Below are 16,261 nucleotides of genomic sequence, written 5' to 3'. Positions count from 1 at the left end.
ATCGTGCCATCTAGGCGTACCGTGCAAGAGAAGGCGCGTCCGGCGGCCGGCCCATGCGGCCGCCCCGGACGCGTACGTCCGACGCACCACCCAGCAGGGAGAGCACCATGAACCGCTACGACGGCCGCCGTGTACTGATCACCGGCGCGGGCTCGGGCATCGGCCAGGCCACCGTCCGCAGGATCCTCGCGGAGGGCGGCGCCGTGGCCGGTGTCGACGTCGCCGAGTCCGGCCTCGCCGCCACCCGCGAGCTCGCGCTCGCCGACGGCACCGCCGACCGGCTCACCACCGCCGTCCTGGACATCTCCGACGAGGCCTCGGTGCGGGACGGGGTCGCGGCGGCCGTCGCCGGGCTCGGCGGCCTGGACGCCCTGGTGAACGCGGCCGGCATCCTGCGCTCCTCGCACACCGACCGGACCACGCTGGAGTTCTGGAACCGGGTGCTGGCCGTCAACCTCACCGGTACGTTCCTGGTCACCCGGGAGGCGCTGCCCGCCCTGCTGGCGAGCGGGCACGGCGTGGTGGTCAACTTCAGCTCCACCTCGGCCACCTTCGCCCACCCCTACATGGCGGCCTACGCGGCGAGCAAGGGCGGCATCCAGTCCTTCACCCACGCCATCGCCCTCGAATACGCCGCGCAGGGCCTGCGCGCGGTCTCCGTCGCCCCCGGCTCGATCAGCAGCGGCATGACGGACGCCTCCGGCGCGAGCGGCCAGAACCGCGGCCCCGGCATCCCCGAGGACGCCGACATGTCGCTCTTCGCCAAACTCGCCCCGGCCCTCAAGCCGGCCGACAGCCCCTACGGCTTCGCCGGCCCCGAGGCGGTGGCGGGCGTGGTCGCGATGCTCGCCTCCGACGACGGCGCGTTCGTCACCGGCACCGAGATCCGCATCGACGGCGGAACCCACGCCTGACGAGCCCCACCCTGCGCGGGGAACCGCGCGAGTCCGGAACGTACGCCGCCGCACCCACCCAGGGACCCGAACGGGTGACACTCCGGGGCGGCCCGCCCGGCCCCGCGGGCGGGCCGCCCGATGATGGGCGGGAGGGAACGGAGGCCGGGCCGATGCGCGACCGCGTGGTGGACGTCCTGCGGCTGGCGTTCGGGCTGCTCGCCGCCGTGGCCGTAGGCGTACAGGCACATCACACCGCCGACCACGGCGCCTCACTGGTCAACCTGTTCAGCTACTTCACCGTGCTGAGCAACATCGCCGGTGTCCTGGTGCTGCTCGTTGGGGGAGTGCTCGGCCTGCTCGCGCGCCCCGGGGTGCCGGACGGGATCCGGGGTGCGGTGACGCTCTACCTGGCGATCACGGGGCTGGTCTACGTCCTGCTGCTCTCCGGCGAGGACGTACCGCTCCAGGTCCCGTGGGTGAACGCCGTGGTGCACGGGATCATGCCGCTGGTGTTCCTGGCGGACTGGCTGGCCGCCCCGCCGCTGCGCCCGGTCTCCCGCCGCACCGCGCTCGGCTGGGCGGCCTTCCCGCTGCTCTACCTGGTGTACACCCTGAGCCGTGGCGCGGCCGTCGACTGGTACCCGTACCCCTTCCTCGATCCCCGGCTGCCGCGCGGCTACGCCCGGGTCGCCGGTGCCTGTGCCCTGGTGGCCGTCGCCTTCGTCCTGGTCGGTGCCGTGATCAGGTGGGCCGGCAACCGGCTGGGGGTCCGGGCGGCCGGCGGGCCCGGCGGCCACCGCCCCGCTCACCGGCCCACCGGGGACGTGCATACTTGACCCCCGGTGGGAGCGGGCTGGGAACTTCCTGGAATCGGCTCGGGGTTCGGCGCAACCTGGTACCCCGTTCGCGGCGTTCGTGCCTGTGGGCGACCCGGGGTGTCCCGTCGGTCGCAGGGACGGGCCGGGGGCCCGGTCGAGTACGGGAGCAACGGGTACATGGGCCTGACGAGCCACAAGGTGCTGGCACTGGTGGTGCTGGCCGCCGTCCTGGTGATGGCGGCGACGGTGTGGGTGTGGCCGCGGCTGGCGGGCGGGAACTGGCGCGCGGTGCTGGGCCGGATCGGCACCCTGCTGGGGACGCAGCTCGTGGTGATCTGCGCGCTCGGGCTGGTGGCGAACAACTACTTCGCCTTCTACAGCAGTTGGGACGACCTGCTGGGCACCGGCGACCAGGGTGCGGTCACCGTGCACACCAAGACCGCGGGCAAGGACCCGGCGGGCGGGCGGAGGATCCGTGTCATGCCCGTGCAGGACCTCGGCCGGGCGGCCGTCCAGGGCGGCGGCGCGATCGGACGGGACCCGAAGCAGGCCGGCGAGATCCAGCTGGTCCGGATAGCCGGTCCGGCGACCGGGCTCAGCACGGACGCCTACGTCTACCTGCCGCCGCAGTACTTCCAGCCGCAGTACGCGAACCGCCAGTTCCCCGCCGCCGTGGTGATGACCGGCTTCCCCGGTGACGCCAAGAACCTGGTGACCAGGCTCAACTACCCCGGTGCCGCACTCCAGTTGCTGCAGGACGGCAAGATGCAGCCGACCGTCCTGATCCTGATGCGCCCCTCCCCGGCGATGCCCGCCGACAGCGAGTGCGAGGACATCCCGGGCGGCACCCAGGCCGACTCGTACTTCACCAAGGACGTCCCCCAGGTGATCGAGGCCTCCTACCGGGTCTCCGCCGACCCGCACGCCTGGGGCGTGGTGGGCAACTCCACCGGCGGCTACTGCGCACTGAAGCTCGCGATGCGCCACCCCGACGTCTACCCGAACGCCGTCTCGATCTCCGGCTACTACAAGGCCGCCGAGGACGAGACCACCGGTGACCTCTTCAAGGGCAGCCGGCAGCGCCGTGACGAGGCCGACCTGATGTGGCGGCTGAAGAACCTGCCGCAGCCCGCGATCTCGGTGATGCTCTCCGGCAGCGAGGAGGGCGACGGCGACTACAAGAAGGAGACCGACGCCTTCGAGGCCGCGATCCAGAAGCCGATGAACGTCAGCACCGCCACCGTCCCGACCGGCGGCCACAACTTCCAGACCTGGACCCGCCTGCTGCCGCCCTCGCTGGAGTGGCTCTCCCAGCACCTCACCGTCCCGGCCGCCCCCGCCGTCCCGACCGGCGCGTAGCGGCTCCGCCGCCGGGGCCCGGATGGGCGCCCCGGCGGTCGTCCGGGAAGTTCCTCAGGCGAGGGGCTCCAGGGTGCCGGTGTGGAGCTCGCCGACCCGGCCGCCCTCGCCCTCGTACGTCCAGAAGACCCGGACGGTCAGCGCGGCCAGGTCCATCACGTGGCTGACGGTGATCCCGCTCGCCTCCGTCCAGCTGACGAAGTAGAGCTCCGGGCCGACGTGGGCGACGTGCAGGCCGACGTCCTCCCACTGGCCGGCCGACTCGCCGAGTCCCTCCCAGCGCAGCCGCGTCCCGTCGGCGGAGTAGGCGTTGCGGAAGGCGGCGCCGTTGTCGACCTGGAACAGGTAGGTGCGTCCGGCGAAGCCTGGCAGGGGCGCGGTCATCTTCGGGGCTTCCTCGTCTGGCTCGTCCTGGTGGCGACGGCCGGAGGCTCCGGCCTTGACCACCAACCTATCCGAACGGCACCCCGGTGAGCCGCTCCTTTCCGGGGGCGTCCACCGGTGCCGTCGGCCGCCCGGCGAGCCGGGACCCGACGCGGAGCCGGGCTTCCCGACCCGGGCGACGCCACGTCCGGGACGCGGTTCGAGACCCGGGGGCGGCCGCCGCAGCCCGGTGCTGCTCGCCGCCGGGATCGTGTTCGCGGTGGCCGCTGTCGCCGCTGTCGGCGTATCGGTTCACCTGATGTCGTCTGATCATCCGTCACATCCCATCCCCTCGAAGGCTTCTGTCCCGGGCGGCAGCGGCTCCGCCACCTTCGACCCGTCACCCGATCCGTCCCTCGGCCCTTCGCCGGACGACTCGCCCGACGACTCCCCGGGGATCGACTCCCCGTCACCCCTCCCGAGCCCGAGCACGGAGTCGCCGACCTCGGACCCGCCGCCCGCGACCGACTCGGCAGCGCCGAGCACCACGGCCTCCGCCGCCTCCCAGGACCCGGCCTCGGTCGTCCTCGCGTACGTCGCAGCCATCGACGCGCGCGACTACGGCCGGGCCTGGCAGCTGGGCGGCAGCAACGTCAGCTCCGACTACCAGAGCTTCGTCTCGGGCTTTGCCGCAACCGAGAGCGTCACCGCGACCCACACCGACGGCTCCGTGACGGTCTTCACCGGCACGTTCACGGTCGTCGGCGGGGTGATCACCGCCGCCGCGATGCACGCCGCGAACTGAGCCGGTACGCGGCTGTGCCCACGAGGGTCCCGCCGGGCGTACGGATTCTTGCGGGCCGCCCTACTTGCTGGTAACTCGGTTGGTGCCCAAGGGACTTGTCTGCTGTGGTCGGCCGCCAGGGGTGACCGTACGGACGCTCGCTGACCCCCTGCGGTCGCCCGGCTGCGGGCTGTGCGATGTGAGAGACGTCTCGTTGTTCGATCATGGTCAAGCTGGCTAGCCTGCACGGGATGTCCGCTTTGTGCGGACCCTGCCGTCGGGACGCCGAGTCCTGTCCACCCGCCGGCGGGCACTCGACCACCGAACACGGACAGGAGCGGGGGAACCAGGTCAGTCGCCGTACCGTCGTGCCCGCTCGTGGGTCGCGGTACGGCTTGGGGTGAAGCCGCTCCCCAGGCGGCCGGGCTTCCTCAGGGCCCGAACCCGACAGCTCACCTCGCAGGCGTCGCAGAGGACCTTCTCCATGCGCATTTCTGCCTCCCCGGCGCGCCTCGGCGCGATAGCCGGCGTCGCCGCCCTGGTCACCGTCCCGCTCGTGGGCCAGGCCAGCGCCGCCACCGGCGTCAGCGAGGACCGGCTGACCCCGACCTCGATGACCGCGGGCACCGCCACCACGGCGAGCCTCACGCTGCACTCGACCTCCTGCTTCACCGCCAAGACGGTCGGTGTCGGCATCCGTGACGCGGCCGGCCACAACCTCGACTTCCCGGGCAACCACTCCAACGTCCGGATCTGCCCGACCGGTGTCACGATCACCACCGGCGCCCGCACCCTCCCGGCCGGGACGTACACCCAGTTCGGCTTCTGGCAGGACAACGCCGGCCAGTGGCACAACCTCGCCGCCCGCCAGCTGACCGTCTCCAACGGCACCCCAGCCCCGGCCCCGGCTCCGGCCCCGGCTCCCGCGCCGAAGCCGACGCCCGCGCCCGCCCCGAAGCCGACGCCCGCTCCGGCCCCCGCCCCGGCTCCGGCGCCCGCGCCCACCCCGACCACCGGGTCGCCCGTCCCCGGCAAGTCGCTGACGTGGTCCGACGAGTTCAACAGCTCGATCAGCTGGGGCGACCGCTGGGTCGGCAACCAGAGCACCTCGTACAAGTACGGGAACCACAACCCGGACGACAACAAGCTCGACTGGCTCAACACCAACAACGTGAGCGTCTCGGGCGGCGTCGCCACCCTGACCGCGACCCCGTCCAGCCACACCCTGGAGAACGGCAAGCAGGCCTGGGACACCGGCTTCCTCACCACCGAGGGCTCGAAGGAGGGCTTCCAGGTCAAGACCGGCGACTACGCCGAGACCCGGGTCAAGCTGCCCGCCGGCTCCGGCGCCTGGCCCGCCCTGTGGACCTGGAAGAACGGCAACGGGGAGATCGACTCCTTCGAGTACCACCCCGACAACCCCAACCTGCTGGAGCTGACCAACCACGTCACGTCCGGCTCGAACTACTACACCAACGCGGGCGCCGTCGCCCCCGACCAGTGGGTGACCATCGGCACCTACTACGGCGCGAACTCCGTCGACTGGTACGTCAACGGCGTCAAGGTGTACTCCGACGGCCACGGCGTCGGCAGCAACTGGTCCGCGTACCTGATCCTGAACCTGTCGGTGGGCGCGGGCCAGTACCACCCGGGCCCGGCCGGCTCCGCGCCGATCACCATGCAGGCCGACTACGTGCGGGTCTACCGCTGACGGTCAGCTGACCGTGAGCGAGAACGGCGTGCTGTTGTTCTCCGGGTGACGGTCGTCCAGCCCGAACACCCTGACGTGCCCCTCGGCCACCGTGCCGTGGGGCACGTCGCGTCCCACCTGGACGGGCGCGAGCACGGTGGCCGTCCGCAGCCACGGCAGCCCGGGCGGGAAGGTGCAGCGGACCAGGTGCCCGGCGGCCGAGGTCACGCAGTCGGTGGGGAAGGACGCGGCCAGGAGGGTGAACCCGGCCGGTACGTCGATCAGCACGGTGAACGGCGAGGCCGTCCGGTCGGGGCCCAGGTTGGCGACGAAGCCGTGCACGGTCGTGCTGCCGCCCGGCGCGGCCGGGGCCGGATCGAGCCGGACGACGGCCAGATCGGAGTCGGAGGGGAGTTTGGCCGGTGCGGCGCCCAGGGTGGCGCCGACTGCCACGGTCACGGCCACGGCGATCGTTGCTCGGAGCATGGTCCTCACCTGTCTGCGTCAGGTACTGATGTGCATACCCAACGTAGCGGCGTAGCCTGAAATCCGGAGGTGAGGACGATGTCCGGACAGGTGTTGAGCGAGGTCAGTGCCGTGGTCGCGACCGACCGCCAGGCGGAGTTGGTGACGTCCTACCGGGAGCTGGTGGCCGGCCCGCTCCCCGAAGGGCTGATCAGGACGGAACTGCTGCGGGGCCCCGGCGGGCGTTGGCGGGTACAGAGCCTCTGGCGGGACCTGGCCGCCCTGGAGGCCGTCCGCGCCGACCCGAAGCTGACAGCGGCCCCCCGCCTGTTCCGCGCCGTGGGCGCGGAGCCGGAACTCACCGTCTTCCAGGTGACAGCCGCCCAGGTCGGAGCACTCGCCCTCGGCTGACGCCCCACACCGGCCCGACCCGGGGAAAACGCCAGGACCCCGCTACGCCGAACGGGGTAGCGGGGTCTCGCCGACTCTTCCGGTCAGACGCTGCCGAAGTCGCCGGCCTTGACCGCAGCGACGAACGAGGCGAACGCGTCGGCGGGGAAGACCAGCGCCGGGCCCTCGGGGTCCTTCGAGTCGCGGACGGGGACCACGCCGGGGAAACCGTCGGCAACCTCGATGCAGCCGCCTCCGCCGTTGCTGTGCGTGCTCTTGCGCCAGGGGGCGCCGGATAGGTCAACCATGGGTCTCAAGTTCCTTCCGTACCTCACGGATCACGGCCAGGCTGTCGGCCCGGCTCAGTGCGTCCACCTGGAGCCGATCGTACTTTCCGGCCCAGCCGGCAACTGTCTCGGCGTCCTGCTCCAGGTACCCCCTCTGGAGTGTCTCCGTGTAACCGACCATGGTTCGGTTCGGCAGGGTGAGCAGGGTCACCGCGTGGGACAACGGCCGATCTTCCGCGAGTCGGTAGGGCGCAACCTGTAGGAGTACGTTGGGTCGTTCGCTGAGCCGTTCCAGGTGGCTGAGCTGTTTCGTCATGACGATCGGGCCCCCGATGGGGCGATGTAGGACTCCCTCATCCAGGACGGCATGGATAGCCGCTGGCTGGTCCAACTTGCGCTGTCGCACTGCCAGGAGGCTGAGGCGTTCCTCCGCCTGTGCTTTCGTGGCTTCGCCGCGTCGCACGATGGCCGACTCGTAGGCACTGCCGTACTCCGGATGCTGAAGGATGCCCGGCACCATGTCCGTCTCGAACAGCCTTATGGCGATGGCCTTTCGTTCCTTGGGGGTGTACTCGGCGAAGCCTGGAATCAGGGCGCCGTTCTTCCAACTCCACCACAAGAGCGTCAGAGCGCCGTCGGTCCCCAGGTGTTGGTCGGCCAGCGTTACGAACTTTAAGCTCGGAGCCTGTTTCGCCGTCTCGACGTTCGAGATGTACACGTTGGAGTAGCGAACAAGCTTGCCAAGTTCGACCTGAGTCAGATTGCGCCCTTCTCTGGACCTGCGAAGTTGAACAGAGAGTGCGGCCAAGGGGGATGACGTTGGATCAAGTGTCCGACGGTTCAAGATCGCCCCTATTTAAAGTCACCGGAACTGGAGAGTTCAAACGCTTCCGATCGTAGCTCTGTGTGCCGATGCTGATACACAGAACGACGGAAGGGGGCGCAGTGAGCGCTCAGAACACCCCGGCCACCCCGGCCGCCTCTCGGCCCAGGATGACGCAGCGGGCCCTCAGTTCCCTTGGGCTTCCCGCGAGTTGGTCGCCGCTGGACGACTACGACCCCCAGCTCTCCCGGCGGGCGACCGGTCTCATCCCGCAGGCGTACGAAGGTTGTTCGTGCGCCCGGTGCCGGAGCCTGCTCGCGGTGACAGGCAGCAGTGGAAGTGGAGTGGAGCAGTGAGCCCCCGGCGCAGCTCTTCGGCCGGCTTGTTGATCGCCACGGCGGTTACCGTCGTGGTGAGTGTGGGTGCGGGGCTGCTGGTGATGCTGCCGCTCGGTGACGGCGCGAGCTTCTCGACCCGGGTCATGCTGTTCATGTTCACCGCATGCCCGCTGGTCATGGTCTGCGCAAGCGCCTCCGGGCCGTTCATGCGGCGGCGGGGATGACCGCGCCCGCACTGTCACCCGTCCCGCTGCCGCCCAACCACCAGTGGCAGCTTGGGCGTTGCGTCTGCTGCGACCGTCAGACGCTTGTCGCTCCGGGGCCGCAGATCCCGGCGGACAGCGGGCTGGTGACCCTCCCGTACTGCCTGACCGGCTTCGAGCGGGCCGGGCGGTACGTCCAGCGGGTCCGGCTCCGCGCGCAGCTGTTTGAGAACCGAACGGAGTTAGCCGGATGACCCGGGGTCGAACGTCCCTCACGAGTCCGCCGCCCCGGCGGATCGCCGGCCAGGCCGTACTGGTCCACCCGGACGACGAGCGGGTGCTCCTGCTCGATGCGGCCGGCGGTCCGTACCGGCGGCTGCCCGGCGGGCAGGCCGGACAGGACGAACCCGCACACCGCACCGTCCGCCGCCTGGTCGCCGCGCAGCTCGGGATCGCCCTGCCGTTCACCGGCGCCGACCTCGCCGCCGTCGACTACTCGCCCGCCGCCCCGTCCACGGGCAGCCGCGAGGGGTACGCCTTCGTCTTCGCCGTACGGCTGACGCACGACCAGGCAGCCCGGACAGCCCAGGCCCAGGCCCGAAATCCGGACCCGCCGGGCTCCGGCTGGACCACCCCGGAGAAGCTCTCCGCAGTCTGCGCCCACCGCGACCTGCTGCGCATCAGCGAGGCCCTGGCCTGGTACGCCGTCCAGGGGTCGGCCGCCCTGCTGGTCGACGGCGCCCTCGCCGCGTAGCCCAGGATCCCCGGAGCAGACCGGCCCCGGCCGGCCCCGTTCGCAGCGGGGCCGGCCTCCGGGCGGTGCGGGGGCGCTACGGCGCCAGGACCTGGCCGAGCCGGGTGGCGATGTCCCGCATCACGGGGACCAGGCCCGCGCTGCCGGCCTGTTCCTCCAGGGCGCGGATGCGGGCCTCGGGGCCGGAGACCGAGAGGGCGGTCGGGGTGGGTGCGCCGGGGACGGCGACGGCGATGCAGCGGACGCCGATCTCCTGCTCCTGGTCGTCGACCACGTAACCCGACTCGCGGGCCTGGGCCAGCTGGGTGAAGAGCCGGCCCTGGTCGGTCACGGTGTAGGGGGTGTGGGCCTGGAGCGGCTGGTTGCCGAGCACCGCGCGGGCCTCGTCCTCCGGCAGCTGGGCGAGCAGGGCCTTGCCGACGCCGGTGCAGTGCGGCTGCACCCGGCGGCCCACCTCGGTGAACATCCGCATCGAGCGCCGCGACTGGACCTGCCCGACGTAGACCACCTCGCCGCCCTCCAGGACGGCCAGGTTGGCGGTCTCGCCGGTGGCCTCCATCAGCTCGGCGAGGAAGGGGCGGGCCCAGCTGCCGAGCAGGCGCCCGGAGGTCTCGCCGAGGCGGATCAGCCGGGGGCCGAGTGTGTACCGACGGGCTGTGTCCTGGCGGACATACCCCTGCTGTACGAGGGTACGAATCAGGCGGTGGATGGTCGGCATCGGCAGACCCGAGACGCCCGAGAGCTCGCTCAGGGTCGCCACGCCGCCGGAGTCGGCCAGCGCCTCCAGGAGCTGGAAGGCGCGCTCGACGGACTGCACGCCGCCGGTGGCCCGGTCGGTTCCGGTGGGTGCTGTGGCGGGGGTGCTGGACACCGGCGTTCCCTTCGCTGTCGGGGGAGGAGTAGAGTCCCAGCGATCAATCTCAACAAAGCGTTGAAATTCTGTATCGCGGAAACTACTCTCCACCTTACAGAACGAAACCCACCGGTAGGCGGGTTTCAGATCAAGGAAGTTCCCACCGGAACTTCCTTCGCTGGCTCATACCGTGCAAGGAGTGTCCTGTCCATGGCTGCAGATCAGGGACCCGCCCCCAGCCTCCGGCCGGGGGTACCCCCAGGCGCTGCTCCCGCCGCTCCGGTCGTCACTGTCGCCGGTCCGCGCGTCGCCCGCGCCGAGGAGGTGCTCACGCCGGAGGCGGTCGCCTTCGTCGTCGGTCTCCACCGTGCCTTCGAAGGCCGACGCCAGGAGCTCCTGACCCGACGAAAGTCCCGCCGCGCGGAGATCGCCGCGGCTGGCACCCTCGACTTCCTCCCCGAGACGGCCGCCGTCCGGGCCGGTGACTGGAAGGTCGCCGAGGCTCCCCGGGCGCTGCAGGACCGCCGGGTCGAGATCACCGGACCGACCGACCGCAAGATGGTCATCAACGCGCTCAACTCCGGCGCGAAGATCTGGCTGGCCGACTTCGAGGACGCCACCTCGCCGACCTGGGAGAACGTGGTCAGCGGCCAGGTCAACCTGATCGACGCCTACCTCGGCCGGATCGACTTCAGCACCCCGGCCGGCAAGGCGTACGCGCTGAAGCCCGCCGCCGAGCTCGCCACCGTCGTGGTCCGCCCGCGCGGCTGGCACCTGGACGAGAACCACCTGCTGGTGGACGGCGTCCCGGTCGCCGGCGCGCTCTTCGACTTCGGCCTGTACTTCTTCCACAACGCCGCCCGGCTGCTCGCGCGCGGCGCCGAGGACCCGAACTCCGGCCCGTACTTCTACCTCCCGAAGACCGAGAGCCACCTGGAGGCCCGGCTCTGGAACGAGGTCTTCACCCACGCGCAGGCCGCCGTCGGCATCCCGCACGGCACCATCCGTGCCACCGTGCTGATCGAGACCATCACCGCCGCCTTCGAGATGGACGAGATCCTCTACGAGCTGCGCGACCACGCCGCCGGGCTCAACGCGGGCCGCTGGGACTACCTGTTCTCGATCGTCAAGAACTTCCGCGACGCGGGTGACCACTACATCCTGCCGGACCGGAACAGCGTGGGCATGACCTCGCCGTTCATGGCCGCGTACGCCCGGCTGCTGGTGCAGACCTGCCACAAGCGCGGTGCCCACGCCATCGGCGGCATGGCCGCGTTCATCCCGTCCCGCCGCGACGCCGAGGTCAACGCCGTCGCGTTCGAGAAGGTCAAGACCGACAAGGACCGCGAGGCGGCCAACGGCTTCGACGGCTCCTGGGTCGCCCACCCGGACCTCGTCCCGGTGGCCCGGGCCTCGTTCGACGCGGTGCTCGGCGACCGTCCGAACCAGAAGGAGAACCCCGGTTCCCCCGAGGCCGTGACGGCCGCCCAGCTGCTCGACATCGCGGGCGCCGGCGGCACCTGCACCGAGGCGGGTCTGCACAACGCCGTCCAGGTCGGCATCCGCTACATCGAGGCCTGGCTGCGCGGTCTGGGTGCGGTCGGCATCTTCAACATGATGGAGGACGCCGCCACCGCTGAGATCTCGCGCTCGCAGATCTGGCAGTGGATCCACAACGGCGTGGTGCTCTCCGACACCGGCGAGAAGGCCACCGCCGAGCTGGTCCGCCGGCTCGTGGCCGGGGAACTCGCCGCACTGCGCGCCGAGTTGGGCGCCGAGGCCTACGCCGGTGGGCGCTGGGCCGAGGCCGCCGAACTCTTCGAACAGGTCTCGCTCGCCGAGGAGTTCGCGGACTTCCTGACCCTGCCCGCGCTGCCCCTGCTGGGCTGAGCCGCCGGGCCGCCTGCTCGGCTGCGCCCAATCTATCTATCGGCGATCGCCCTGCCGCCTGCCAAGCTGTAGCACCGGCCGGTTCGATTGCTCCGATCCGTACGGCTGTGGCCGGGGGTCTCTGCCCCCGGCCACAGTCACATCCCGAGGAGGCCATCCGATGGCGCGTATCTTCTTCAACGGCCAGGCCATGGTCGGCGGCCCGTTCCACCACTCGGTCGCCGACGCCCTGATCGGCCCGGTGACCACCGCCCCCGGCTACCGCTTCTTCTCCATCCGCGACGTCTGCCCCGGCCTGCTCCCCGACCCGGCCGTCGACACCGCCATCGAGGGCGAGCTCTACGACGTCGGCCTGGAGCACCTGCGCGACGTCATCCTGCCCGGCGAGCCGGCGGAACTGGAGCTCGGCATCATCGAACTCGCCGACGGCAGCGCCTGTTTCTCCATGCTGCTGGCCCGGGGCCAGGAGCAGCGCGGCGTGCACAAGGAGATCACCGAGTTCGGCGGCTGGCGCGCCTACCTCGCCACCCTGGGCCGCACCGCCTGAGCCCTCTGAGGGGGGTACGGCCCAGGCCGTACCCCCTCAGGCGTCTCCCGTGCGCCGACGGCTCACTTCTCCCAGTGCGGGCTCAGCGCCACGGCCGTCAGTTCGTCCAGGCTCAGGGCCGGTTCGGCCAGGGGCAGGTTGCCGCCCCCGACGATGAGGTCGTCGGTGTTGTACTCCAGGATGTCCACGAGTCGGCCGTCGGGACGGAGCACCTGGACTCCCGCCTTGACCAGGCCGTTGCCGGGCGTGAACCGCCCGGCGACGACCTGCGTGCCGTCGGGCAGCGTCCCGCACTCCTCCCCGACCGGGGGGCAGTCCAGTGGGGAGGCCGGTGCAAGCGGATCCGGATCTTTCACGTTGAGCGTGACGGTGGTCCCGCCGTGCCCGTCGTAGAACACCAGGCGGCTGCGCACTATCCCGCTGAGGCGGCCGTCGGTGAACGAGCCGCTGCTCTCGACCTCCGTGCTGTGGCCCCGCTCGGGAAGCAGCGCGGCGAACTGTTCGTAGAGGGACCCCGAGCGGGGGACGGTCGGCGGGCTGTAGACCGGCGGACGGTAGGTGGGGGACGGCGGCGCACTGGGCCGGCCGCTGGTCGGTGAGGTGGCGGGGGTGAGCTGGTTGAGCCCCAGGACCGTGCCACCGAGGGCGATGACGGTGACGGCGCCCAACTGCGCCCGCCGGGTGCGGCGCAGCCGCCGCCCCCGCAGGGTGGCGCGCTGGACCAGGTCGGGGCTGTGCGGGGCGAACTGCCGGGCGGCGTGGTCCATCGCCTCGGGCATGGCCTGCCCGAACTGCTCGTCGGGGGACACCGTGTTCTCCGTTCGGTCCGGGCGCGATTCCGGGAGGGACTCCGGGCGGGATGAGGAGGGTCGAGGCCCGGTCACAGGCGTGCCAGTTCGGCGAAGTCGTGGCCGAGGACCTGCCGCAGTCGTTGCAGCGCCCGGAAGCTGCGGGTCCGGACGGTCCCGGTCGAGATCCTGAGTATGTGGGCGGTGTCCTCCACCGACTGGTCGTCCCAGTACCGCAGGACCAGCACCGCCCGGTCCTTCGCCCCGAGCTGGGCGAGCCCGTCGATCAGGGTCAGCCGCAGCGCCGGGTCGTCCGTCCGGGCCGTCGACTCCGGGAGCCGCCCGGAGGGGCGCTCGCCGGACCTGCGCAGGCGCCGGTAGGAGATGAAGGTCCGGACCAGCACGGTGTGCGCGAAGGCCACCGGGGACTCCGTACGGTCGATCCGGTGCCAGGAGCGGTACATCTTCGCGAGCGTCTCCTGTACGAGATCCTCCGCGAGATGCCAGTCGCCCGTGAGCAGGCAGGCTGTACGGAACAGCTGCCCGCTGCGGGCGTGGGCGAACTCCAGATAGTCCGCGGGTGTTTCCCCCACCGAGATGTCCTTCCAGGTTGCGACGTCAACCCTTTCACGCCGCCACCCTCGGGGGTGTTACAGGTCGGAGCCCCCGAGTTCGACGCACCAGTCGTTGGACTGCAGGAAGCTGCCCTTCGGGTACTCGAACTCCACCTCGCCCAGCAGGGTGAAGCCGGCCTTGCGGCAGATCGCGTTGGAGGCGGTGTGCTCGACCGACGGGAAGGCGTGCAGCGTGCGGTGGCGGCCCTCGGCCCGGGCCGCGTCGATCACCGCCAGGGCGGCGGCGGCGGCGAGGCCCCTGCCCTGGAACGGCGGCAGGATGCCCCAGCCGGTCTCGTAGACGGTCTCGCCCTGCCAGACGTGTTCCCAGTAGCCGACGCTGCCGACGGTCTCACCCGTCCGGGACAGCACGACGGTGAACATCCGGCCCGTCCCGTTCGCGCCCACGGCCAGGTAGCGCCGGTGGCGCTCGGGGAGCTTCTCCTCGGGCTCGGGGCCGCCGAGGTGGGCCGTCATCTCCGGAGTGTTGGTCAGGGTGAGCAGGGCGAGGTCGGCCTCCGACCACGGCCGGAGCCGTACCTGTGGGGTGTGCGCGTGCTCCGGCATCCTCGGCCTCCTCGTGATCACTGACGGCAGGCACCCGACCCTGCCACCAGCCGGGGTGTCCGCGCCAGCGGCTCGGGAACCCATGCGGGTACGGGCACGCCGTCCCGCCCGCGCGCGACGCGGGACGCGGGAGGAGGACGGCGCGAGCTGCCGCGCCTTCCGCCTCCCGCGTCGGCCGGCCTGCCGGCCGGAGCGCCCCGCGGGGAGCCGGTCAGACCGCCGAGCGGACGCCCGGCCGGACGGCCTCGGCGCTCGGCGCCGAGGCGGCGGTGGCGGCGGCCCGGCGGCGGTTGACGATCGCCGCGGCGATGAGCACGATCGCGGCCGCGACCAGCGAGAGGATCATCTGGATCCGTCCGTCGTGGTCGGTGAACATGTAGGCGACGACGAAGCCGATCAGGCCGATGGTCGCCCAGGTCAGGTAGGGGTAGAGCCACATCCGGACGGTGAGGCGCTCGGGGGACTCACGCTCGATGATCTTGCGCATCCGCAGCTGCGAGAAGCAGATCACCAGCCAGACGAAGAGGGCGACCGCGCCGGAGGAGTTCAGCAGGAACTGGAAGACGGTGTCCGGCGAGGTGTAGTTGAAGAAGACCGCGACGAAGCCGAAGACCACCGAGGTGAGGATCGCCGTACGCGGCACGCCGCGCCCGCTCACCTGGGCGAAGGCCCGGGGCGCGTCGCCGCGCTGCCCGAGCGAGAAGGCCATCCGGGAGGCCGTGTAGAGACCGGAGTTGAGGCAGGAGAGCACCGCCGTCAGCACGATCACGTTCATCACCTGGGCGGCGCCCGGGATGCCGACATGCTCCAGCACGGCGACGTACGGGCTGCCCTTGACCGAGGCCGCGTTCCACGGGAGCAGCGTCACGACGATCGCGATCGAGCCGAGGTAGAAGATGCCGATCCGCCAGATCACGCTGTTGGTGGCCTTGCTGACGGCCTTCTCCGGGTCGCTCGACTCGCCGGCCGCCAGGGTGACGATCTCGCTGCCCATGAAGGCGAAGACCACCGTCAGCATGCCCTCGAACACCTTGCCGACGCCGTGCGGCAGGAAACCGCCCTGGCCGGTCAGGTTGGTCGCGCCCACCGCGTGGGTGCCCGGCAGCACGCCGAGGATCGCCAGCACGCCGATCACGATGAACGCGGCGATCGCGACGACCTTGATCCCGGCGAACCAGAACTCGAACTCGCCGTAGGAGGCGACCGAGAACAGGTTGGTCGCGGTCAGCACGGCCATCACGATCAGCGCGAAGGCCCACTGCGGCACACCGGGGACCCAGTTGTGCAGGATCTTCGCACCGGCGGTGGCCTCGACCGCCAGCACCACGACCCAGAAGAACCAGTACAGCCAGCCGATCGTGAAGCCGGCCCACTTGCCGAGCGCGCGGTCGGCGTAGGCGGAGAACGAACCGCTCTGCGGATCGGCCGCGGCCATCTCGCCGAGCATCCGCATCACCATCACGACCAGGATGCCGGCCAGCGCGTACGAGAGCAGAATGCCCGGTCCGGTCGCCGCGATTCCGGCGCCGGAGCCGACGAAGAGCCCGGCGCCGATCACGCCGCCGATGGCGATCATTGAGAGGTGGCGGTTCTTCAGGCCTGCTTGGAGTTGCCCGCTGGGGGGTCTGGTGTCCGTATTCATTGGGCGAAGGTAACCCCGGTATTCGGCCCCCGGTAACCCCGGAATGAAGGTCTGCTTCTTTTCTGTCACTTTATTTGAGGGTTATTTGAGGGTTACCCGTGCGTTCGCCGCGAATACGGCGGAAAGGTGACAGCCCCGGACTCTCGCCGTGAGCCCGGGGCTGCTCTCCGGTCCCCCCGCAGGGGGCGGA

General features: G+C 71.2%; 19 protein-coding genes and 1 riboswitch. Of the genes, 10 read left to right on the top strand and 9 right to left on the bottom strand.

Annotated elements, in window-relative coordinates; translation table 11 throughout:
• Window positions 1-107: 107 nt before the first annotated feature.
• The 3 genes from ABD330_RS06230 to ABD330_RS06220 all read left to right on the top strand — a co-directional run bounded on the left by ABD330_RS06230 (window position 108) and on the right by ABD330_RS06220 (window position 3,073).
• Window positions 108-914: an SDR family NAD(P)-dependent oxidoreductase gene (locus ABD330_RS06230; RefSeq protein ID WP_344461613.1), complete on the top strand. Its 807-nt coding sequence runs from the start codon at window positions 108-110 to the stop codon at window positions 912-914.
• Window positions 915-1,066: 152 nt separating this feature from the next.
• Entirely contained in the window at window positions 1,067-1,732 is a 666-nt protein-coding gene (locus tag ABD330_RS06225) for a Pr6Pr family membrane protein (protein WP_344461611.1), read from the top strand.
• 159 nt (window positions 1,733-1,891) lie between these two features.
• Window positions 1,892-3,073: an alpha/beta hydrolase gene (locus ABD330_RS06220; RefSeq protein WP_344461609.1), complete on the top strand. Its 1,182-nt coding sequence runs from the start codon at window positions 1,892-1,894 to the stop codon at window positions 3,071-3,073.
• 54 nt (window positions 3,074-3,127) lie between these two features.
• Here ABD330_RS06220 and ABD330_RS06215 read toward each other — a convergent pair whose 3' ends face one another.
• Window positions 3,128-3,457: a MoaF-related domain-containing protein gene (locus ABD330_RS06215; RefSeq protein WP_344461606.1), complete on the bottom strand. Its 330-nt coding sequence runs from the start codon at window positions 3,455-3,457 to the stop codon at window positions 3,128-3,130.
• Between the two features lie 298 nt (window positions 3,458-3,755).
• Here ABD330_RS06215 and ABD330_RS06210 point away from each other — a divergent pair, with 298 nt between their 5' ends.
• Together ABD330_RS06210 and ABD330_RS06205 are read left to right on the top strand one after the other, a co-directional pair.
• Window positions 3,756-4,241 (top strand): hypothetical protein, encoded by a 486-nt coding sequence (locus ABD330_RS06210; RefSeq protein ID WP_344461604.1) that lies wholly within the window; start codon window positions 3,756-3,758, stop codon window positions 4,239-4,241.
• Between the two features lie 288 nt (window positions 4,242-4,529).
• Window positions 4,530-4,701: riboswitch (cyclic di-AMP (ydaO/yuaA leader) on the top strand.
• A 3-nt stretch (window positions 4,702-4,704) separates the two neighbouring features.
• On the top strand, window positions 4,705-5,931 hold the full coding sequence (locus tag ABD330_RS06205) for a glycoside hydrolase family 16 protein (protein ID WP_344461602.1): 1,227 nt from the start codon (window positions 4,705-4,707) through the stop codon (window positions 5,929-5,931).
• A gap of 3 nt (window positions 5,932-5,934) precedes the next feature.
• Here the strand turns inward: ABD330_RS06205 and ABD330_RS06200 are convergent, their stop codons facing one another.
• Window positions 5,935-6,396 carry a hypothetical protein gene (locus tag ABD330_RS06200; RefSeq protein WP_344461600.1) on the bottom strand — a complete coding sequence of 154 codons (462 nt, stop codon included), beginning with the start codon at window positions 6,394-6,396 and terminating at the stop codon, window positions 5,935-5,937.
• Window positions 6,397-6,474: 78 nt separating this feature from the next.
• Between ABD330_RS06200 and ABD330_RS06195 the strand changes: the two genes are divergently transcribed.
• Window positions 6,475-6,786 (top strand): antibiotic biosynthesis monooxygenase family protein, encoded by a 312-nt coding sequence (locus tag ABD330_RS06195; RefSeq protein WP_344461598.1) that lies wholly within the window; start codon window positions 6,475-6,477, stop codon window positions 6,784-6,786.
• Between the two features lie 83 nt (window positions 6,787-6,869).
• On the opposite strand, the gene ABD330_RS06190 is transcribed toward ABD330_RS06195, so the two are convergent.
• Window positions 6,870-7,073: a DUF397 domain-containing protein gene (locus ABD330_RS06190; protein WP_344461596.1), complete on the bottom strand. Its 204-nt coding sequence runs from the start codon at window positions 7,071-7,073 to the stop codon at window positions 6,870-6,872.
• Window positions 7,066-7,860, bottom strand: coding sequence for a helix-turn-helix domain-containing protein (locus tag ABD330_RS06185; protein ID WP_344461594.1), 795 nt, complete (start codon window positions 7,858-7,860; stop codon window positions 7,066-7,068). The genes ABD330_RS06190 and ABD330_RS06185 overlap by 8 nt, the downstream gene beginning before the upstream one ends.
• 367 nt (window positions 7,861-8,227) lie before the next feature.
• On the opposite strand from ABD330_RS06185, the gene ABD330_RS06180 reads away from it, so the two are divergent.
• A complete protein-coding gene (locus ABD330_RS06180) occupies window positions 8,228-8,437 on the top strand; it encodes a hypothetical protein (RefSeq protein WP_344461592.1) in 210 nt (69 codons plus the stop codon).
• Window positions 8,438-8,666: 229 nt separating this feature from the next.
• Window positions 8,667-9,170, top strand: a complete 504-nt coding sequence (locus ABD330_RS06175) for an NUDIX hydrolase (protein WP_344461590.1) — start codon at window positions 8,667-8,669, stop codon at window positions 9,168-9,170.
• 76 nt (window positions 9,171-9,246) lie between these two features.
• On the opposite strand, the gene ABD330_RS06170 is transcribed toward ABD330_RS06175, so the two are convergent.
• Entirely contained in the window at window positions 9,247-10,041 is a 795-nt protein-coding gene (locus tag ABD330_RS06170) for an IclR family transcriptional regulator (RefSeq protein WP_344461588.1), read from the bottom strand.
• 192 nt (window positions 10,042-10,233) lie between these two features.
• Between ABD330_RS06170 and aceB the strand changes: the two genes are divergently transcribed.
• The gene (gene aceB, locus ABD330_RS06165) at window positions 10,234-11,913 is read left to right on the top strand and encodes a malate synthase A (protein WP_344461586.1); all 1,680 of its coding nucleotides are present in this window, start codon (window positions 10,234-10,236) and stop codon (window positions 11,911-11,913) included.
• 160 nt (window positions 11,914-12,073) lie between these two features.
• Window positions 12,074-12,460, top strand: a complete 387-nt coding sequence (locus ABD330_RS06160) for an allophanate hydrolase-related protein (RefSeq protein WP_344461584.1) — start codon at window positions 12,074-12,076, stop codon at window positions 12,458-12,460.
• 62 nt (window positions 12,461-12,522) lie between these two features.
• Here the strand turns inward: ABD330_RS06160 and ABD330_RS06155 are convergent, their stop codons facing one another.
• From ABD330_RS06155 to ABD330_RS06140, 4 genes are all read right to left on the bottom strand, one after another.
• Entirely contained in the window at window positions 12,523-13,269 is a 747-nt protein-coding gene (locus tag ABD330_RS06155) for a hypothetical protein (RefSeq protein ID WP_344461582.1), read from the bottom strand.
• Between the two features lie 71 nt (window positions 13,270-13,340).
• Window positions 13,341-13,841: a SigE family RNA polymerase sigma factor gene (locus ABD330_RS06150; protein WP_344461580.1), complete on the bottom strand. Its 501-nt coding sequence runs from the start codon at window positions 13,839-13,841 to the stop codon at window positions 13,341-13,343.
• Between the two features lie 57 nt (window positions 13,842-13,898).
• On the bottom strand, window positions 13,899-14,429 hold the full coding sequence (locus tag ABD330_RS06145; RefSeq protein WP_344461578.1) for a GNAT family N-acetyltransferase: 531 nt from the start codon (window positions 14,427-14,429) through the stop codon (window positions 13,899-13,901).
• 211 nt (window positions 14,430-14,640) lie between these two features.
• Window positions 14,641-16,071, bottom strand: coding sequence for an amino acid permease (locus ABD330_RS06140; RefSeq protein ID WP_344461576.1), 1,431 nt, complete (start codon window positions 16,069-16,071; stop codon window positions 14,641-14,643).
• Window positions 16,072-16,261: the final 190 nt, after the last annotated feature.

The organism is Kitasatospora kazusensis, assembly GCF_039529945.1.
GTDB lineage: Bacteria > Actinomycetota > Actinomycetes > Streptomycetales > Streptomycetaceae > Kitasatospora > Kitasatospora kazusensis.
The sequence above is the reverse complement of the archived record's forward strand: the minus strand, read 5'-3'. Positions and strand labels throughout refer to the sequence as shown.

Coding starts and splice junctions, on each gene's coding strand:
- ABD330_RS06175 (WP_344461590.1), top strand. CDS start 8,667: ATGACCCGGGGTCGAACGTCCCTCACGAGTCCGCCGCCCCGGCGGATC.
- ABD330_RS06225 (WP_344461611.1), top strand. CDS start 1,067: ATGCGCGACCGCGTGGTGGACGTCCTGCGGCTGGCGTTCGGGCTGCTC.
- ABD330_RS06160 (WP_344461584.1), top strand. CDS start 12,074: ATGGCGCGTATCTTCTTCAACGGCCAGGCCATGGTCGGCGGCCCGTTC.
- ABD330_RS06190 (WP_344461596.1), bottom strand. CDS start 7,073: ATGGTTGACCTATCCGGCGCCCCCTGGCGCAAGAGCACGCACAGCAAC.
- ABD330_RS06215 (WP_344461606.1), bottom strand. CDS start 3,457: ATGACCGCGCCCCTGCCAGGCTTCGCCGGACGCACCTACCTGTTCCAG.
- ABD330_RS06200 (WP_344461600.1), bottom strand. CDS start 6,396: ATGCTCCGAGCAACGATCGCCGTGGCCGTGACCGTGGCAGTCGGCGCC.
- ABD330_RS06230 (WP_344461613.1), top strand. CDS start 108: ATGAACCGCTACGACGGCCGCCGTGTACTGATCACCGGCGCGGGCTCG.
- ABD330_RS06145 (WP_344461578.1), bottom strand. CDS start 14,429: ATGCCGGAGCACGCGCACACCCCACAGGTACGGCTCCGGCCGTGGTCG.
- ABD330_RS06140 (WP_344461576.1), bottom strand. CDS start 16,071: ATGAATACGGACACCAGACCCCCCAGCGGGCAACTCCAAGCAGGCCTG.
- aceB (WP_344461586.1), top strand. CDS start 10,234: ATGGCTGCAGATCAGGGACCCGCCCCCAGCCTCCGGCCGGGGGTACCC.
- ABD330_RS06210 (WP_344461604.1), top strand. CDS start 3,756: ATGTCGTCTGATCATCCGTCACATCCCATCCCCTCGAAGGCTTCTGTC.
- ABD330_RS06195 (WP_344461598.1), top strand. CDS start 6,475: ATGTCCGGACAGGTGTTGAGCGAGGTCAGTGCCGTGGTCGCGACCGAC.
- ABD330_RS06220 (WP_344461609.1), top strand. CDS start 1,892: ATGGGCCTGACGAGCCACAAGGTGCTGGCACTGGTGGTGCTGGCCGCC.
- ABD330_RS06205 (WP_344461602.1), top strand. CDS start 4,705: ATGCGCATTTCTGCCTCCCCGGCGCGCCTCGGCGCGATAGCCGGCGTC.